A 19338-nucleotide genomic window follows, 5' to 3' on the forward strand; every position below is an offset into this window, starting at 1 on the left:
ATTTATCTATAGGATATAAAAAGTACAAATCTAGAAACGTTAAACAAAAAAGCCACTGAAGTAACTCAGTGGCTTTTTCAATTAAAACAAAATTAAGCTATTAGTGCTTCATTGCCTCATGTTCAGCAGTAACAGCAATCTCTTCTTCTACGGCTTCTTCTAAAGTGTGATCGTGTGCATCTTCAGCACCGTGCATCCAATCAACCAACTTGTCTGCCATGAAGTACAGTAAAATAGCTGATACTACAGCAGTAATCGCAATACCTGCGAAGATAGACATAGCGTTTGCAAGTTGTTCTTCTTTAGCACCACCATGACCGATGAATGAACCAACAACGCCACCAATCTTGTTAGCCGCAGCAATAAATAGGAACCAAGCACCCATCATCAAAGAGGCTAAACGCAGAGGAGCAAGCTTAGTAACCATTGAAAGACCGATAGGGGAAAGACAAAGTTCACCAATAGTATGGAAGAAGTATGCACCAACAAGCCACCACATAGAGGACTTAACAGTTGGATCACCACCCATCTCAACAACAGCACCCATCATGAATAGGAAACCCACTGCTAGGAAGAATAAACCCATTGCAAATTTAACAGGAGAGTTTGGTTCACTCTTGCCCATGCGAACCCAAATAGAGGCAATCACAGGAGCAAAGATTACGATGAACATAGCATTCAAAGATTGGAACCAAGTCGTAGGCACTTCCCAACTTCCGATCATACGGTCAGTGAAGTCATTGGTGAATAAGTTCATTAGTCCACCGGCTTGTTCGAAACCAGCCCAGAAAACGATAGTGAACAGACCCATTACCATGATCACTTTAATACGATCACGCTCAATCTTGGTTAAAGGCTCTTTACGAACTTGACCTTTAGCTGCATTACGTTCTTTTTCTAACTTCGCAGCAGGAACAGTACCAATATCACCCAATAGCTTTTGCGCAAATACCATTTGGATGATTAAAGATAAAACCATACCAATACCAGCAGCTAAGAAACCTACTTGATAGTTACCGTCATAGTAAGCAACGACTGAGCCTACTACAATACCGGATAAGAATGCACCAACGTTGATACCCATGTAGAAGATAGTAAATGCACCATCGCGGCGGTGATCACCTTCTTCATATAAGTCACCAACCATTGTAGAAATGTTTGGCTTAAATAGACCATTACCAATGATCAAGGTGAATAGACCTAGATAGAAAACCTCAGTTTCCATTCCAGGAAGCCACGCATGTGGTAACGCCAAAGTAAATTGACCTAATGCCATTAAGGCACCACCAATCATGATGGTTTTACGTTGACCAAGGAAATTATCGGCAATCCAGCCGCCGATGAGAGGAGTTAAGTAAACAAGACCAGTAAAGGTTCCGTATAAAGAAATTGCATCGGCTTGAGTCCAACCTAGACCGTGACCACCTTCCGATTTTACTTTATCAACAAGATAAAGCACCAAAATTGCACGCATCGCGTAATAACTGAACCGCTCCCACAGCTCAGTGGTGAACAAAAGAAACAGCCCTTTCGGGTGCCCCATAATTGTTCCCTGAGGTTTAGTAACACTCATTGTTGTTTCCCACCTAATTTGTAAGTTTATAGGTTTCTTTGAAAAACAAAGATTAACCAATATTAATTTTTATGAATTATCAGGCTATATATACCTTTTATAAACAGGCAAAGTCAAACCCTAAGCCCCGATATGACTACTTGTTGCAAGGTGTTTAGCTCACAAAACTACAAACAAATTATTCATTAAATTCGATTAATCACTCGAAGAAAGATAAAGACGATTGATCACTAAAATGCGGTACTAAATGAGCGAATAAAAGCCGAGTCAAGTGATGAAGTAACGTGAGTTGTTAATATTAAAAGAGTTTTGCTATGAGGATAAAGTTGAGACGCTGGATTATAGGTTCCGAAAGGTGAATGGCTCAGATAATTTTTTAATCACTTAAAAGGATAGGCTTCAAAAAAACGATAAAACCACTTTCAATCAAGAATAAATCTTTGTAGTATCGTCCACCGTGATAGAGGATGTCACGCGCTACAAATAAAACGAATTAGGAACAATAATGAAAGCTTGGTACTTAGTCTATTGCAAACCCAAAAGCGAAATTAGGGCGCAGCAGAACCTTCAGATGCAAAGTATCGAGACATACTTACCTATGTATCTTGAGGCAAAAAAACAACGGTCAGGAAAGAAGACCGTCAGTAGTGTGCCTTTATTTCCCAATTATCTATTTATTTACTTTGACCCCAAAGTCACTTCAGTTAGCCGTATTCATTCAACGCGTGGTGTTAGCCAAATCGTTGGCTGTAAAGAGCTGATGACGGCTATTGATCCTGCTCTTATAACAGCGATCAAAATACAAGTTGCAAAAATGATGAATCACCCGATTGAAACTGAGGAACCTTTGCCTAAAAAAGGTGACAAAATCAAAGTGAATCATGGGGCATTTAGTGAAATAGAAGGCGTGTTTGATGAGAAATCTGGCGAAAAGCGTTGTTTCGTTCTTCTTAAGCTTCTTGGATCAATGAAGCGAGTGGAAGTTCCACTTGAAGCTATAGACAAGCTTTCTGCGTAATGTTTCACCTTCATAAAGGTGAAACAACACAAACTGATAATTATTAATTTGCATAATTACAAAGTGAAAAAATTGAAAGACTCGTTATAAATGTGTTTTCAGAGTAATAACTTGATTTTAGAGTTGATAAAGGTATTATTTTCAACTTGAAAATAAACCTGTAAAAAAAGTGAAATATAAGAGAAAAATCAAAGACGGATCTGCGGATTTTTGCTAACATAGCGTCTTTCTGGAATTACCAATGCTTATGAATATTAGCCGTAAGATATTCATAAGCATTGTTAGTTTTTAGATACTTGCTTTCAACATTTTTAGATTAGAAGTGATGTTGCAGGCATAACTAGTTAATAAAAAAGAAAAATATAAGTTATAGATGGCATTTAGGAGCCGAAACCTATGGGCGGTAGCGTGCCCGAAGGGAAATGGTATGAATAGTTTCATACCATAAGCTAACGCCGAAGCGCCTCTGGCGCGCCACGCGGATCGGTAGTGTGCGTCATGCAGAGTATGGATGCTTTTTTGAACTCTTTGGGTTTTGGTGCTTCGACCTATTGCATCACTACTATTATTGCACTTTTGTATCATATTTGCGTAGACAGACATCTAGAGCCTTTTTGTCATATTCAGTGATGTGAAACATAAAAAAAAGTAACTAAAGACATCATCTTTACATCTTCACAGAATTTTCAACTCATCCGATTTTGAAAGAACCGGTAAAACAATGAAAAAAACAATCCGAAATTTAAGCTTGGCACTTCCAATTGTTACCTTAACTGCATGTACTGTTGTACCAGGCAGCCACATCGAAGGCGTTAGCTCAAGTGAACAGCAACAATTAGAATCAGACCTAAGTAACGTTAATATCCAAGTCATTGATTCGCAGTTAATTGCAGCTCAAGCTCAAATCAAAAAAAATACTACTTCATTAGCCAAGGCTTCAAAATTACCAGATACCAAAGATTATCAATATAGAATTGGAGTTGGCGATGTGTTAGCCATCGGGGTTTGGGATCATCCTGAACTTACTATTCCTGCTTCCACGCAAAGAACCGCAGAATTTGATGGTATACGAGTTCAAAAAGATGGCACTATTACTTATGCCTACGCAGCAGAATTACAAGCAGCTGGTAAGACAGTGCAGCAACTTCATAGAGATTTAGTAAAAAAACTCAGTAAAGTAATTGAAAAACCACAAGTAGATGTAAAAGTCGTTGGCTACAAAAGCCAAAAGGTATACATAACTGGTGAAGTCAAACAACCTGGCATCGAGGCCATTACTGAAGTACCGCTTACATTAATCGATGCTGTAAATGCTGCAGGTGGGTTAACTAAAGAAGCTGATTGGAAACAGGTTACTTTTACTCGCAATGGTAAAACCGAAATCATCAACTTAAATCGATTTTATGAGCGTGGTGACCTTTCTCAAAACCGTCTACTAACAAACGGTGACATCGTACACGTTAATAGAACAGATAAACAAAAAGTGTTTGTACTGGGTGATGTAGTTCGTGGTGGTGCAGTTGATGTTACTCGTTATGGAATCTCTTTAGCTGAAGCACTTACAAATGTCGGCGGCATTAATGAACGTAGCGCAGATGCCAATGGCATATTCGTTCTAAGAAAACGTAATGTTGAAAAAGATGGCGTTATCGCCGATGTTTACCAATTGAATGCGAAAAATGCTGTTGCTTTAGTACTTGCTAATCAGTTTGAGCTAGAACCACAAGATATTGTGTATGTTACAGCGGCACCACTAGCGCGTTGGAACAAAGTTATTAGCTTACTGCTTCCTTCAGTATCGGCTGTTAACGTCGGTGCAGATACAAACAACAAGCTAACAAACTAATCGAGTACTTATAACGTTGATCCTTCAAAGTCACATCTACGAATTTCAAATGTGACACCTGCGAAGGCAGGTGTCCAGTGACTTCATTATTTCATCTAATTTATAGAATCATAAGGATGCTCTTCCAAGAGCTGCTTTAAAACATGTTCAACAAAATTCTTGTCGTCTGTGTAGGTAATATATGCCGCTCTCCAGTTGGCGAATATTTACTAAAGCAAAAATTACCGAACAAACAGATCGCTTCAGCTGGTATCGCTTCAAAAAAAAGTAAGCTAGAAGGCAAAGCAGCCGATAGTCAAATGGTAGAACTTGCAGCAGAACATCAATTAGACATTACACCACATCAATCTCAACAGTTAACCAGAGATTTATGCAATCAGTACGATCTAATTCTTGTAATGGAAAAAGGGCACATTGATGCAGTTACTAGCATCAACCCAGCCGTTAGAGGAAAAACAATGCTGCTCGGGCAGTGGATAGGTCAAAAAGAAATTCCAGATCCATACAAACTTAGCCGAGAAGCATTCGAACACGCCTATGCGCTCATTGAACAGAGCTGCGATGAATGGGCGAAAAAGCTTTAAAGCTTATTTGTTCATACTGCAACTAGACTAGGTCTTCTAAGTGTGAACAATTAAAAGAAAATTTCTGTCATGCCTGTGAAGGCAGGCATCCAGAGTCTTTGAAATTCATTAGCAAAAGATTTTTAAGACAATTTTTAAACTTAAAGTTCCTTGATGTTTATGACAAATCAAATAAAAAATACAGCAAACACAGCCGATGAAATCGATTTAGGCAAACTTTTTGGTCTACTGATTGATGATAAAGTTAAAATCATCATCATTACTGCATTGTTTGCGGCTGTAGGTGTCGCCTATGCATTATTTGCTACTCCAATCTATAAGTCTGATGCACTCATTCAAGTCGAGCAAAAAACAGGTGGTATGTCTCAACTGTTAAGCCAAGATATGGGTGATATATTCGGCGGCGAATCACAAGCATCAACCGAAATCGAAATTATTAAATCACGAATGATTTTGGGTAAGACTGTAGAGAATTTAAACCTAACTACTTCGGCTACGCCAAATTATTTTCCTATCATTGGAAAAGGCTGGGCAAGAAGAACTGGCAGTCAAAATGAAATCACAGTTACGACTTTCGATATTCCAAGCTATAAGAAACCTATCACCATTCCATTGGGCTATACGCTAACGATAACGAATGCTGAAAAGGGTGAATACAGCCTTGTTGATAATGCCGAAGAAGTCACCATCTTAACTGGCAGAGTCGGTAAGCTTGCAAAAGGACAGGATTACAAATTATTCGTACAGTTTCTAAAAGGTAATACAGGAGATGAATTCAGTATTACTAAAATCAATGAAATTGATGCAATCGGTAACCTTAATGCCAACTTAAGCGTTAGCGAAAGAGGAAAACAGACCGGTATTCTTCAGCTGTCTTACACTGGTGAAAATCCTAAAAAAGTTGAATCCATTCTTAATAGTGTTGCTCAAAACTATTTTTTACAAAACGTAGAACGTCAATCAGCAGAAGCAGAAAAAAGCTTAACATTCTTAAAAGGCCACCTGCCAGACGTTAAAAAAGAACTGGATGCTGCGGAAAGTAAGCTTAACCAGTATCGCCAGTCACATGACTCAATCGACTTATCACTAGAGGCAAAAGCTACGTTACAGTCGATGCTACAACTTGAATCACAAATCAACGATCTTAAGTTCAAGGAAAGCGAGTTAAGCCAAAAATTCACAAAGAGTCACCCTGCGTACAAATCTTTACTTGAAAATAAGGCTGTATTGTTAAAACAAAAGCATGATTTAGAACAACAAGTACAGAACATGCCTGAAACTCAACGTGAAATTCTTCGAATGACACGTGATGTTGAAGTAAACCAGCAAATTTACGTTCAGCTACTTAATAAAGTTCAAGAGCTAAACATCCTAAAAGCGGGTACTGTTGGTAACGTTCGTATTCTTGATAATGCTAGAACCTATACAAAGCCTGTTAAACCTAAGAAGCCTCTTATTGCAGCCTTAGCAACGCTTTTAGGTGCAATGCTAGGTGTTGCTTTAACACTTATTAAAGCCGCTTTACATCGCGGAGTTGAAAATCCTGATGAAATCGAAGAACTAGGATTACCTGTATACGCAAGTATCCCTGACTCAAAAGAACAAAAATTGCTTGACGTACGTTACAGCAAGAAAAAACGAAATACTCACGCATTACTTGCTGCTGAAAATCCAGCCGACTTAGCCATTGAAGCATTACGTGCACTGCGAACAGGCCTTCACTTTGCCATGCTTGAGGCTAAAAACAACGTCGTAGCTTTATCGGGACCAGCCCCTGGCGTTGGTAAGTCTTTTGTGACAGCAAACTTTGGTACCATTCTTGCTCAAGCAGGTCAAAAAGTATTAATCATCGACGGTGATTTACGTAAAGGCCACTTACTTCGATATTTCAAAGCTAAAAGCGATATAGGTCTATCTGAAGTCATCAGTGGAAAAGTCGTACTAAACGAAGGTATTCAAAATACAAAAGTCGAAGGCTTAGACTTAATGGTTCGTGGTCAGGTACCACCAAATCCGTCAGAGCTATTAATGCACAATCGTTTTGCAGAATTATTGGAAACGGTAAGCAAACATTACGACATAGTACTAATCGATACTCCGCCAATCTTGGCTGTGACAGATCCAAGCATTATTGCTAAACATGCAGGTACAACATTGATGGTAGGCCGCTTTGGTTTAAATACGGTTAAAGAGATTGAAGTTGCACAACATCGTTTCAACCAATCCGGTATTGAAGTAAAAGGCTTTATCCTAAATGCTGTAGAAAAGAAAGCATCAAATTCCTATGGTGGATATGGATACTATAACTACTCATATGAGAGTGATAAGTAAACTAATCGTCATGCATGCGAAGGCAAGCATCCGCTACTTTTAGACTTTCAATAGCCCTTTACAAAACCATAAAAAATAGGCCTATTGGGACGGTTTTTAAGAAAACGATAAAAGCTAGATTTTATCAGGGATAGCGAAGATTCGACTGTCTCAAAATAGAATAAAAGTGTCTCAGGCATGGTTGAATGTCTGAGATTGAAAAGTGAATAAATTCAATTTTAATAGTGATAAAAACAGTGTGCATTCTGTATTTTAGACACTAGTAAACAGCATAAATTAGATTATAGAAAAGGCAATAAAATGGTTGTTTCATTAGAGAATGCCAAGATTGGTATTATCGGTTTAGGCTATGTGGGTTTACCTTTGGCTGTTGAGTTTGGGAAAAAATTTCCTACGTTAGGCTTTGATATTAATCAAGGAAGAGTAAATGAGTTACTTAGTGGTCATGACTCAACTCTAGAAGTTAGTGATGAAGAATTAAAGAATGCACCAAAGTTGAATTACTCATTCAGTGAGTCAGATTTGAAAGGATGCAATATTTACATTGTTACTGTCCCTACTCCGATTGATGACAGTAATGCCCCTGATTTAAACCCATTAAGAAAAGCCTCTGAATTACTAGGTAAATATGTTGAACAAGGTGACGTAGTAATTTATGAATCAACAGTATATCCAGGTGCCACTGAAGAAGTTTGTTTACCAATCATAGAAAAAGTATCTGGCTTGAAGTTTAATCAAGACTTTTATGCTGGGTATTCACCAGAGAGAATTAACCCTGGAGATAAAGTAAATACATTAACGAAAATCATGAAAATCACTTCAGGTTCAACTCCTGAAATTGCTGAGTTCGTTAATGATTTATACGGTTCTATTATCACTGTAGGAACCTACAAAGCCAGCTCTCTAAAAGTGGCTGAAGCTGCAAAGGTTATTGAAAACACACAACGTGACTTGAATATTGCGATTATCAATGAGTTTGCAAAAATTTTTAACCGCTTAGATATTGATACAGAAGAAGTATTGAATGCGGCTGGAACTAAGTGGAATTTTTTGAAATTCAAGCCAGGTTTAGTTGGTGGTCACTGTATTAGTGTTGATCCATATTATTTAACTCATAAAGCACAAGAAGTAGGTTACAGACCCGAAGTAATTCTTGCAGGCAGAAGAATTAACGATGGTATGGGCGAATATGTTGCTACACAATTTGTAAAGAAGTTGTCTTCCCAAAAAATCCATATTGATGAAGCGAAAGTACTTGTTTTAGGTTTTACTTTCAAAGGCGATTGCCCTGATGTTCGTAATACTAAGATCATTGATATTGTGAATGAACTTAAAGACTTTAATATGTCAGTAGATGTTTATGATAAATGGGCATCGCCGGAAGAAGTTAAACACGAATACGGAATTGAACTAATTAGTGAGCTAAAACAAGATCACTATGATGGCGTAGTGATTGCGGTAGATCATTCTGAGTTCAAAGAGATGGGTGAAAATGAGCTGAGAGCGTTTGGCAAAGAAAATCATGTTTTATACGATGTTAAACACGTATTGAAGTCAACTGAAGCTGATATTCGTTTATAAAGGAAAAACTCATGAAAAGATTCGCTCTCATTGGTGCAGCTGGTTACATTGCACCACGTCATTTAAAAGCAATTAAAGACACTGGAAATGAACTAGAAGTTGCAATGGATATTAATGATTCAGTTGGGATCATGGATAGCCATTTCCCTAATGCTGAATTTTTCACAGAGTTTGAAGATTTTGCAGCATATGTTGAAGATCAAGCATTGAAAGGCAAAAAATTGGATTATGTGTCAATTTGTACGCCAAACTACTTACATGCCCCTCAAATGAAGTTTGCACTAAAACATGGTATCGATGTTATTTGTGAAAAACCATTAGTTTTGTCATCAGATGAAATTGATACCCTTCATCAATATGAGGAAAAGTATGGCTCAAAAGTTAATTCAATTTTACAACTTAGACTGCATCCTTCAATCATTGCTTTAAAAGAAAAAGTGGAAAATTCACCTGAAGATAAAGTCTTTGATGTTGAACTTACCTACATGACCTCTAGAGGTAAATGGTACCTAAAATCTTGGAAGGGCTTTGACCATAAATCCGGTGGCGTAGCAACTAATATCGGTGTTCACTTTTACGATATGCTTCATTATATATTCGGCGATGTACTAGGAAATGAAGTACATTACAGAGATGAAAAAACGTCAGCCGGTTATCTTGAATTTAAAAAAGCCAGAGTAAAATGGTTCCTGTCTATTGATGAAAACAATCTTCCAGAAAATGCTGTACAGGGTGAGAAAAAAACTTACCGAAGCATTGATATTGAAGGTGAACAATTAGAGTTCTCTGGTGGCTTTACTGATCTTCATACAAAAAGCTATCAAAGGATCCTTGATGGTAAAGGTTATGGTCTTGAGGATAATAGAACGGCTATTACAACAGTAGAAAAAATCAGAAAACAACCTATAGTGAATAACCCTAATAACTTCCATCCGTTAGTGAACAAACTTTTCAAATAAAGTCATACCCGTGAAGGCGGGTAATCAGTGCCTTTGTATTAAACCAAATAAATTCTAAATATGTGTGAATCGGTTGTACTCAGGTACTACCTTCTATTTTCAAGGTTATAAAATGCAATATTTTAAGCATGAAACTGCAATTGTAGATGATGGTGCCCAAATCGGTGAAGACAGTCGAGTATGGCACTGGGCTCACGTTTGTGCAGGCGCTCAAATCGGTAAAAGAGTGTCACTAGGTCAAAATGTTTTTGTAGGGAATAAAGTTACCATTGGTAACAATGTTAAAGTCCAAAATAATGTTTCGGTTTACGATAATGTTCATATAGAAGATGACGCTTTTTGTGGGCCGAGCATGGTGTTTACAAACGTTTATAATCCAAGATCTTTTATTGAACGAAAAACAGAATATAAAGATACGATAGTCCGGAAAGGTGCAACATTAGGTGCGAATTGCACCATTGTTTGTGGTGTTGAAATCGGTGAGTTTTCCTTAGTTGGCGCAGGAGCTGTGATCAATAAAAACGTTAAGCCTTTTGCTCTAATGGTAGGTGTACCAGCGAAACAAATTGGTTGGATGAGTAAATATGGTGAGCAATTAGATTTACCTTTAACTGGTACCAAGACAGTTAAGTGCCCAAATACTAATGACATATATGTACTTGAAGAAGATAACGTTAAACTAATTGAAGGGTAAATCATGCAATTTATTGATTTAGCAGCTCAGTATCAACACTTGAAAACAAAGATTGATAAAAGAATTCAAGATGTACTTAATCATGGTAAATACATCATGGGGCCTGAAGTTCAAGAGCTTGAACAAAAGCTAGCGGAGTATGTGGGCGTAAAACATGTTGTGACATGTGCAAATGGGACTGATGCGCTTACACTTTCAATGATGGTACTAGGTATAAAAGAAGGTGACGCAGTCTTTTGCCCAACTTTTACATTTTTTGCTACTGCAGAAGTGATTGCTTTTGAAGGAGCAACCCCCGTGTTTGTTGATTCGGATCCGGATACTTTCAATATTTGTCCAATTGATCTAGAGAAAAGAATTCAGAAAGTCATTACCGAAGGGAAATTAACACCTAAAGCAATTATTGCAGTTGACTTATTTGGGCTGCCAGCCAACTATCCTGAGTTAGAAAAAATTGCCAAAAAATACAATTTAAAATTGGTAGAAGATGCTGCACAAGGGTTTGGTGGCGAAATTAATGGCAAAAAAGCTGGTGGTTTTGGTGATATTGCAACAACTAGTTTCTTCCCAGCTAAGCCGCTAGGCTGTTATGGTGATGGTGGTGCTGTTTTTACTAATAATGATGAGTATGCAGAGCTTTTAAAATCATATCGAGTTCATGGTAAAGGAACCGACAAATACGATAACATCCGTATCGGCATGAACAGTAGGTTAGATACTATTCAGGCGGCAATACTTATAGAAAAGCTCGCTGAATTTCCTACAGAGTTAGTTAACAGAAATATTGCTGCCAATCGATATACAGAAGACTTAAAAAAAATATACAAAACTCCAGTTGTACCTGAAGGTTATTTAAGCTCTTGGGCGCAATATACTCTAGTTGCTGAAGATAGAAATACCGAAATGCTAAAGTATAAAGAGCAAGGTATTCCTACTATGGTGTATTACGGAACATGTATGCATAAACAAACTGCTTTTGAGAGTTTAGGTTATAAATTTGGTGATTTTCCAATTGCTGAGCGTCTTGCTAACAAAGTATTTAGTTTGCCAATGCACGGTTATTTTCATAATCAGGTAAAAAAGTGAAACTTAGTATTTCATCTACAATAAAAAAACAATTGAAATATGTCTTTACGGCAAATATTGTTGTGGGAATAATTGCAGCATTAACATATCCAATTTTAGCACGCATTTTTAAACCTGAAATATTAGGTGAGTTTCAACTAATCTTAAGTGTTATATTAATTTTTTCTAGCATTGCATCATTTAAGTTTGAAGAGGTGGTTCTTTTAACAAAAAGAAAGTATCAATCAAAAGTTTTGTTTCAAATGGCAATCTTATCAGCGATTACTTCCTCCATTCTAATGTCAGTACTTTTGATCCTTTTTTTAAATGAAATTTTGATATTTTTTAAACTGAGCTATTTTAGTGAGGCGTTGTGGATTATTCCTATAGGGATTTTTTCTGTTAGTGTTTTTCAAATAATGCAAATTAAAACAGTTAAATTAATGGGTTTTAATCACTTTTCTAAATATAAAGTTTTTCAATCTTCGGTATATAATGGTGGTTCTGCCTTGGGAGGAATGTTATCGCCATCATTATTTACCCTTCTTACAGCCTATTGCAGCTCTTTTTTGATTTCTATACTGTTAATGCTCTTGATGTTTAAAAGAGCTGGATTAATGTTTTTTGTTAAAGATTTTAATAGGTGTAAAACATTATATTTTAGATATGTAAAAAAATATTATAAATTTCCAACAATAAATGTAGCTAATGTATTTATAAATAACTTGTCTATGCAATTGCCTGTGTTAGTTTTGTCAAAAAAATATAATTATGAGGTGGTTGGTGTTTATATGTTAGCAAACAGATTGGTTGAATTACCTGCTGGATTTATAACTTCAACGATAAATACTGTTTATACTAAATTCGCTGCTGAAGAGTACCATAAGTCAATAAAAAATTTGCAAAGTGTTTACATTAAATCGGCAATAGCCTTGAGCGGTATAGCTTTGATTTTTTTTGTTACGTTTTATATTATTTCTGAATTTTTTTTAGAATATATTTATGGTTCAAATATAGACGGTATTGGTTTTGTTTTAATTTGTGTTGCATTGTCTAAATCCTTTCAGATTTTAACCAGTCCTCTTAGCCAGACAGCAAATATAACAAACAAGCAAGAAGTTGTTGCAATATTACTCTGTGTTTTTCTTGTTCTCAGGTATTTTGCTTTAGATTACCCAGGGCAATTTAAAAATAGTTTGTTGGCATACTCAATCGTTACATCATTCTTTTATTGTTTAATTCTAGTTGTTAATTATCGTTTTATCAGGGAGCTAAGGTGAGTTTAAGTGGCGAAAAAATTAAATTAATCATTTGGGATTTAGATGAAACTTTTTGGAAAGGAACATTATCAGAAGAGGGTATCGAGGTCATTGAACAAAATATAGCAATTTTGAAAGAGCTTACTGATCGTGGAGTTGTGAACTCGATATCATCTAAAAATGATTTTCAAATTACAAAGAAAAAACTACAGGAAATTGGGGTATGGGATTACTTTGTCTTTCCTAAAATTTCCTGGCAACCAAAGGGACAGGTAGTAAAAGATACTATAACTGAGATGGGATTAAGAAGTGTAAATTGTCTGTTTTTGGATGATAACAGTATGAATCTCAGAGAAGTAGAAGACTTTTGTCCGGGGATTCAAACTTCTCACCCGGATGATATTTTATCAGAGTTATTGGATTTAGATGTATTGAAAGGAAAAGACGACCGAAAACATACTCGATTAAATCAATATAAAATTCTTGAAAAAAAGACAAGTGTTAAGGCTGACAATAAGCTTTCAAATATTGAATTTTTAATGGAAAGTGAAATAAAAGTATGCATTGACTATAAATGTGAAGAGCATATGGATAGAATCGTGGAGCTTGTTAACAGATCGAATCAACTAAATTATACAAAAAAACGGATTCTTACTGATTTTGATAAATCAAAATTTCAATCACAATTAGATGATTATAGGACAAGCGCAGCTGTAATTAAATGTAAAGACAAATATGGAGATTATGGAATAATTGGGTTCTATATGCTTATTACTGATACTATAAAGGGGAAAAGCTTAGAACATTTTGTTTTTTCATGTAGAACTATGAATATGGGTATTGAATCTTTTTTATTTAATTACCTTGGCAAACCTAAAATAGAAACAGTTGAGCCTGTTTCTTATGAAATAAATACCTACGAAGATGCTAATTGGGTGTCATTGGTTGAAAGTTTTTCAAATTCTGATTTACTAAACAAAAAATCGAAAAGTGTCATTCTGGTCGGACCATGCCACTTGTTGCAAGCGAGTAACTTTATACATGACTCAATAGATTATGTTCATTATCATAATGGCACACACATTGTTAAGTATGACTGTCCAGGTTTTTTCTTAAATAAAAAAGAAAAAGTAGAAACAGCTCCTATAATGGATAAAGAGCTTTTTTGGACAAAAAGTGATTTTAATGATTTTCATGAACAAATTAGAAATACAGATATTCTAGTTTTATCTTTAGATGATCTACTTAATGATTATTGGATAATTGAAGAAGATGGTCTTATGTTTAGGTGTGATTCAGGTGATTTAGCTTCAATATTCAACTCCAGAAAGGCTAGTAGTAAGGATAAGTTACAGTACATTGATGAAATAATAAAACGTGTACTATGTGAAACAAAAGAAGATTCTGATATTTATTTACTCGATTCCGTATTCAATAGTAATACTCCCCGTGAATTAATGTTAAACAGACTTATATTTTCATATAAAATTAAAAGTTATTCTTCTAATAGGTTGCATGTGATAAATATGAAGTCTCTATTAGTTAATAATGATTATGGAGATGGGATTCATCTTGACAGGAAAGGATACTATAAATTATCAGAAATTATTTTAGATAAAGAACACTCTTCAGAAACGGTTAAAAATAGCTTCGATGATGAAATTTTATCTATTGTCAATGAGGATAGACTGAAAAAAGAAATTTATTACAAGTGTGTAAAACTTAAGGCGCAAACATTGTTAAAGTTAAAAAACTATAAGTATCTATACCGTCTTTTAAGATATTTTTATCGTAAGCTATTGTTGAAATAAATTTTGGAGTTTATATTCTTATGAAGATTGTGACAGTTTTGGGTGCTAGACCGCAATTTGTTAAAGCAGCTACTCTTAGCCGGCAAATAAAAAAAATAAATCAAAAAAGAAAAAACAAAATAACAGAAATTATTATTCATACAGGTCAACATTACGATGAAAATATGAGTGATATTTTTTTTGAGCAAATGGAAATACCACGCCCAAATTATATTTTACAATCAGGTGGAAAGACTCATGGAGCTATGACCGGTGAACAGTTAATAGAAATTGAAAAAATTTTAATGAATGAGTCCCCCGATTATGTACTTGTATATGGAGATACAAACTCTACTTTAGCTGGAGCTCTTTCTGCTTGTAAGATGCAGATCCCTGTAATTCATGTGGAGTCTGGCTTAAGAAGTTTTAATAAAGCTATGCCAGAAGAAGTCAATAGAATATTGACAGATCAAATAAGTGATTTTTTATTTTGTCCAACTGATGTCGCTGTTGATAATGTTAGAAGTTTAAAGAAATATAATAATAATATATATATTGAAAATATAGGAGACGTAATGAATGATGCATGTCAATTTTACATGTCTCGAGCTACTATGCCTTTAAATTACAAACCTACTTTAAGAAAAAAAATACTAGTAACAATACATAGAGCGGAGAATACAGATGATTTGGAAAAGTTAAGTGAGATAGTCAATGCTCTCAATGAACTAAATAAAATATATGAAGTTATCTTCCCTATTCACCCTCGTACTCTAAAATTCATAAATCAATATAACCTAAGTTTAGACTTTGAAACTTATGAGCCTTTTGGGTATTTAGAAATGTTGTGGTTATTAAATAAATCTGATTTAGTTCTAACTGATAGTGGTGGTTTACAAAAAGAAGCGTATTTTCTAAAAAAATGGTGTATCACTGTACGTGGTGAAACAGAGTGGGTTGAACTAATCGATAGCAAAGTAAATGTATTAGTAAGACCTCAATCGAACGATATTTTGAATAATGTCCAAATTTTCATAGAAAAAGATAAGGGTTCATTTTTTTCTAAAAGACTTTACGGTGATGGCAATTCGGCTGAAAAAATATTAAATGTTATAGTGAATAAGTTTAATGTTAAGTAGGCATGCCCAGTGTTTATCTTGATTGTAATCTTTTTGTCTTTATACGCTTTTAGTTATTTGTTTCTTGAAAAAGCAGATGTTTTTTCATATTTTAATTTGTTAAATATAGGATTTTTCTTTTATCTTTTTATACGACCTGTTGCACTCGTATACATCAATGATTTTAATAGCCCTTATACATATTTTATTGAGGATTCAGAGAGTTATATGTTTTTGACATATATATTGGCTTTGTGTTCATATTTGTTTGTTATGCTGGGTTATGCAACTTTCAAGAAGAAATTGAAATTTAATTTCAATAATTTTGATAGTGTAGGTTATAAAAAAAGCGAAGATAATTCATTTTCTCTGACAGCTAAAATTTTCATCTTGTTTGGTGTTATTACACAATGCTATCTAATATTTCAAGCTGGAGGGCTGTACAAAGTTTTAAGTTCACTCTCTTTGCGTAATGAGTTGTTTATATCTGACGGAAGTTTTTTTTTAGTAAGCCTTGCTAAATCTTTTTTAATCATAGGTGGCTTTTATTTAATAACATTTTATTTTATAGAAAAAAGGATAAAGTCAGCATGGTTTGTTATTTTGTTCTTGTTCTTATTTTCAGCCTCATTTGGTGGAAGAGGGTTTTCATTTTCTTTTATTTTGGGTGGCTTGATTTTGAGCCATTACATATATAAAAAAATAAAGTTAAAGAGACTTTTTTTGATTTTCTTAATAACGGTTCCTTTTTTAGGTGCTGTAGGGCAGTTTCGAGATAGTTTAAATGGAACTGATGAAATTTCATCATCAAGTATTAATGAATCAATTAAAGATAAGTTATTAATAGCGTCAAAAATCAATAGAGGCTTTGATTATGATACTGCTTTCTTGTATTCATATTTGAATAAGGATCTTTCTTATGCTGGTAAGTATATACTTGGTATTTCTACTATTATACCACGTAGTGTCTACCCGAATAAATCAAATATCGTTGCAAGTGACTTAGCACTAGACCTTTATGGTATTCAAAATTATGCTATTACTCCAACATTACTAAGCTCTGTTACAGCATTTTGGGGCCTAGAATTTGTACCTTTGTTTGCATTTTTTTCGGGTTTTTTTGGTGCGATTTTTTGGTATTTGTTTGTCTATAAGTCATCCAGTAATCGATATAAAATTTCAATTTATGTTATTTTTTGGCCATATATCAGTGTTTTTTTTATGGATTTAGCTTCGTTTTTACAAGGAACTATATTGCTAATCTCTTTATTGTTTTTATTTTATATGGTCAATTTTTTATTAGTTTCATTTTATGGTAGTAAGCGATGAGAAAAATATATGTTTTTGGGGTGGACCATGTTATTGGTAAATTGAAATATTTTTATGACTTTGCTAAGTTTAAGGGGGTTAAAACCACCTATTTTACAACTGATAATTCAAAAATTAGTGAAAACTTCTCTTTTGATGGTGATATCGTTTTTTTGAAAAATAAGTTTATATACTTTTTTAAAATATTGTATTTTTTAATTTTCAAAAGACCGAGTCACATTGAACTTTTTTATGACCATGTTTTAATTGCTTTTTTTGTTGCTTTTTTTTGTAATTTATTTTCTATCCCTGTTGTTTCTGTATGCAGAGGGACTGAAATACTTGAATGGAAAACACATAAGAATATCAGAAAAATAATTATGAAGTTTTGCCTCAAAACTTCAAAAGCTGTGTTTATTAAAGAGTTATATATGAGAAAGGTTATCGAACGTCATAACATTTGTGATTCTTCAAAGCTAGTCGATATCCACAATGCCGTTTCTGATGATTTTTTCAATACTAACTTATTTAATCCGGACTCTAAGAATATAGTTTTTATCAACTCTTTTAAAGAATGGAGAAATATAGATTTATTAATAAGCTCATTCAGTAGGGTTTTAGAAGTTGAATCAAATCTTGAGCTGTATTTAATGGGCTCTACCTTAAATGATAATAATTATTCTCCAAGCTCGAATGATTACGAAAAAAGATTAATATCTTTGGTAAATGATCTAAATTTGAAAGATAGAGTACATTTCATACCTTTTCAGCCTGAACCTTGGTTAAATTTTTCTGATGTTTTACTTTATGTTCTACCTGCTGATATTGTATGGCTAAACAACTCTCTTTTAGAGGCTATGGCACAATCAATTCCATGTATAATTGCTGATGTTGATGGCGCCCATAAAATTTTAGAGCATAAGCACAGTGGTTTTATCACTTCCAGATCTGTTAATGGGCTCGCTGATATCATCATAGATGCTGTTTCAAATAAAGATGAATTAATCAATATAAGTAAGGCAGCATCTATTAAAGCAAGAGATGATTTTTCTATCACCAAGGCCTTTGACTTGATTTATTTGGAATATATTAGAAGGGTATGGAAATAAACGAATATGCCAAATATCAATTATTTTTTCTATGATGCTTATCACTGCGATTATGCTGGTGCTCAAAAATCTATGGTTTTATTAGCTAACTCTCTTTCTCGTTCTGGCGAAAACGTTTCATGTATGACAGTTATGGGTTCTAATATTGATTTACACTTAGAACCTTCAATTACAAGATGTTACCTTCCACAATTTTTTTACAAAATTGCTAAGCCTCGTATTTTAAATATTTTATTTAGTGTTTTATTTTCTTTTTGTTTCTTTTTTAAACAAAAAAATAAAAATACTATTTTCATTGGAAACGAAGAATTAGGTTTTTTGTCACTTTTACCATTAAGGCTATTTTTAGCGAAAGTAATATGGTATGTGAGGTCATCTGACAAACTTGGTTTTATGGACAACTTCATGTTTTATTCTTCCTCTCATGTTTTTTCTATGACAAAGTCTATGTTAGAGGAAAGATTTACTAGGCTTGATAGTAGTAAAGTTTCAATATTAAGTTCTGTTTTTACACCTCCAATAAACATGAATGAAGAACAATTGTTAGCTGATAAGTTTGTATTTAAAGATAAACTTTGCTTTGGTGTGTTCGGTGCTATTGTCCCCAGAAAAAATATCATAGAAGCTATAGATGGCTTTGTTAGTGCTGACTTAAATGATTCGGTACTAATAATAGTTGGTCCTAAGGTTTCGGGCTTTGAATACTATTTCAATTCAATTGTTACATATATTGATGAACTATCTTTGTTTGATAAAGTTTTTGTTTTAGAAAATTACTCATCAATTTATTCTTTATATTCAAAGGTTGATGTTTTGCTATTGACATCTATAGATGAAGGTATTCCGAGGGTGATTTTAGAAGGCTTGTATTTTGATAAACCTGTAATATCTAGTAATGTTGGCGGTATTAAAGAAGCTTTTTCAGAATTTATTTCTATAGGTATGCTAAAACTATATAATAAGCATAACATCTCGAAATTATCAGAATTGATTTCAGAGTCAAAAGCAATGAAAAGATGTAAAACAAAAAATTTAGTTCTACAAGTATTTTGTGAAAAAAAGCATAGGGAACTATTTTTGTTAGGAATAAAAAAGCTATAAAA

Annotated in this window: 15 protein-coding genes; 14 read left to right on the forward strand and 1 reads right to left on the reverse strand. The window is 34.3% G+C overall.

The features are described 5' to 3' along the window. Nucleotides 1–100: 100 nt before the first annotated feature. Entirely contained in the window at nucleotides 101–1573 is a 1473-nt protein-coding gene (locus E2H97_RS05615) for a peptide MFS transporter (protein ID WP_133406235.1), read from the reverse strand. 505 nt (nucleotides 1574–2078) lie between these two features. On the opposite strand from E2H97_RS05615, the gene rfaH reads away from it, so the two are divergent. The 14 genes from rfaH (at nucleotide 2079) to E2H97_RS05685 (ending at nucleotide 19336) form a co-directional block, all read left to right on the forward strand. Beyond that, nucleotides 2079–2591 (forward strand): transcription/translation regulatory transformer protein RfaH, encoded by a 513-nt coding sequence (gene rfaH, locus E2H97_RS05620; RefSeq protein WP_133406236.1) that lies wholly within the window; start codon nucleotides 2079–2081, stop codon nucleotides 2589–2591. Nucleotides 2592–3312: 721 nt separating this feature from the next. After that, complete coding sequence (locus tag E2H97_RS05625) at nucleotides 3313–4437, forward strand: polysaccharide export protein (RefSeq protein ID WP_133406237.1); 1125 nt, start codon at nucleotides 3313–3315, stop codon at nucleotides 4435–4437. 143 nt (nucleotides 4438–4580) lie between these two features. Then, nucleotides 4581–5021, forward strand: coding sequence for a low molecular weight protein-tyrosine-phosphatase (locus E2H97_RS05630; protein ID WP_133406238.1), 441 nt, complete (start codon nucleotides 4581–4583; stop codon nucleotides 5019–5021). Between the two features lie 159 nt (nucleotides 5022–5180). Continuing rightward, entirely contained in the window at nucleotides 5181–7352 is a 2172-nt protein-coding gene (locus E2H97_RS05635; RefSeq protein ID WP_133408579.1) for a polysaccharide biosynthesis tyrosine autokinase, read from the forward strand. 300 nt (nucleotides 7353–7652) lie between these two features. Next, the gene (tviB, locus tag E2H97_RS05640) at nucleotides 7653–8933 is read left to right on the forward strand and encodes a Vi polysaccharide biosynthesis UDP-N-acetylglucosamine C-6 dehydrogenase TviB (protein ID WP_133406239.1); all 1281 of its coding nucleotides are present in this window, start codon (nucleotides 7653–7655) and stop codon (nucleotides 8931–8933) included. 11 nt (nucleotides 8934–8944) lie between these two features. Next, nucleotides 8945–9892, forward strand: coding sequence for a Gfo/Idh/MocA family oxidoreductase (locus E2H97_RS05645; RefSeq protein ID WP_133406240.1), 948 nt, complete (start codon nucleotides 8945–8947; stop codon nucleotides 9890–9892). Between the two features lie 112 nt (nucleotides 9893–10004). Next, entirely contained in the window at nucleotides 10005–10586 is a 582-nt protein-coding gene (locus tag E2H97_RS05650) for an acyltransferase (protein WP_133406241.1), read from the forward strand. Between the two features lie 3 nt (nucleotides 10587–10589). Beyond that, a complete protein-coding gene (locus E2H97_RS05655) occupies nucleotides 10590–11672 on the forward strand; it encodes a DegT/DnrJ/EryC1/StrS family aminotransferase (RefSeq protein WP_133406242.1) in 1083 nt (360 codons plus the stop codon). Then, nucleotides 11669–12931 carry a lipopolysaccharide biosynthesis protein gene (locus E2H97_RS05660; protein WP_133406243.1) on the forward strand — a complete coding sequence of 421 codons (1263 nt, stop codon included), beginning with the start codon at nucleotides 11669–11671 and terminating at the stop codon, nucleotides 12929–12931. Before E2H97_RS05655 ends, E2H97_RS05660 begins: the two co-directional genes overlap by 4 nt. Beyond that, nucleotides 12928–14721 (forward strand): HAD-IIIC family phosphatase, encoded by a 1794-nt coding sequence (locus E2H97_RS05665; RefSeq protein ID WP_133406244.1) that lies wholly within the window; start codon nucleotides 12928–12930, stop codon nucleotides 14719–14721. The genes E2H97_RS05660 and E2H97_RS05665 overlap by 4 nt, the downstream gene beginning before the upstream one ends. A 20-nt stretch (nucleotides 14722–14741) precedes the next feature. Next, nucleotides 14742–15839, forward strand: coding sequence for a non-hydrolyzing UDP-N-acetylglucosamine 2-epimerase (gene wecB, locus E2H97_RS05670; RefSeq protein ID WP_133406245.1), 1098 nt, complete (start codon nucleotides 14742–14744; stop codon nucleotides 15837–15839). A 9-nt stretch (nucleotides 15840–15848) separates the two neighbouring features. Then, nucleotides 15849–17147 (forward strand): O-antigen polysaccharide polymerase Wzy, encoded by a 1299-nt coding sequence (gene wzy / locus E2H97_RS05675; protein WP_133406246.1) that lies wholly within the window; start codon nucleotides 15849–15851, stop codon nucleotides 17145–17147. Further along, entirely contained in the window at nucleotides 17144–18235 is a 1092-nt protein-coding gene (locus tag E2H97_RS05680; protein WP_133406247.1) for a glycosyltransferase family 4 protein, read from the forward strand. Before wzy ends, E2H97_RS05680 begins: the two co-directional genes overlap by 4 nt. A 6-nt stretch (nucleotides 18236–18241) precedes the next feature. After that, nucleotides 18242–19336, forward strand: coding sequence for a glycosyltransferase (locus tag E2H97_RS05685; protein ID WP_133406248.1), 1095 nt, complete (start codon nucleotides 18242–18244; stop codon nucleotides 19334–19336). The last annotated feature ends 2 nt before the right edge of the window (nucleotides 19337–19338 follow it).

Origin of the sequence: Parashewanella tropica (genome assembly GCF_004358445.1) — a bacterium.
Lineage (GTDB): Bacteria > Pseudomonadota > Gammaproteobacteria > Enterobacterales > Shewanellaceae > Parashewanella > Parashewanella tropica.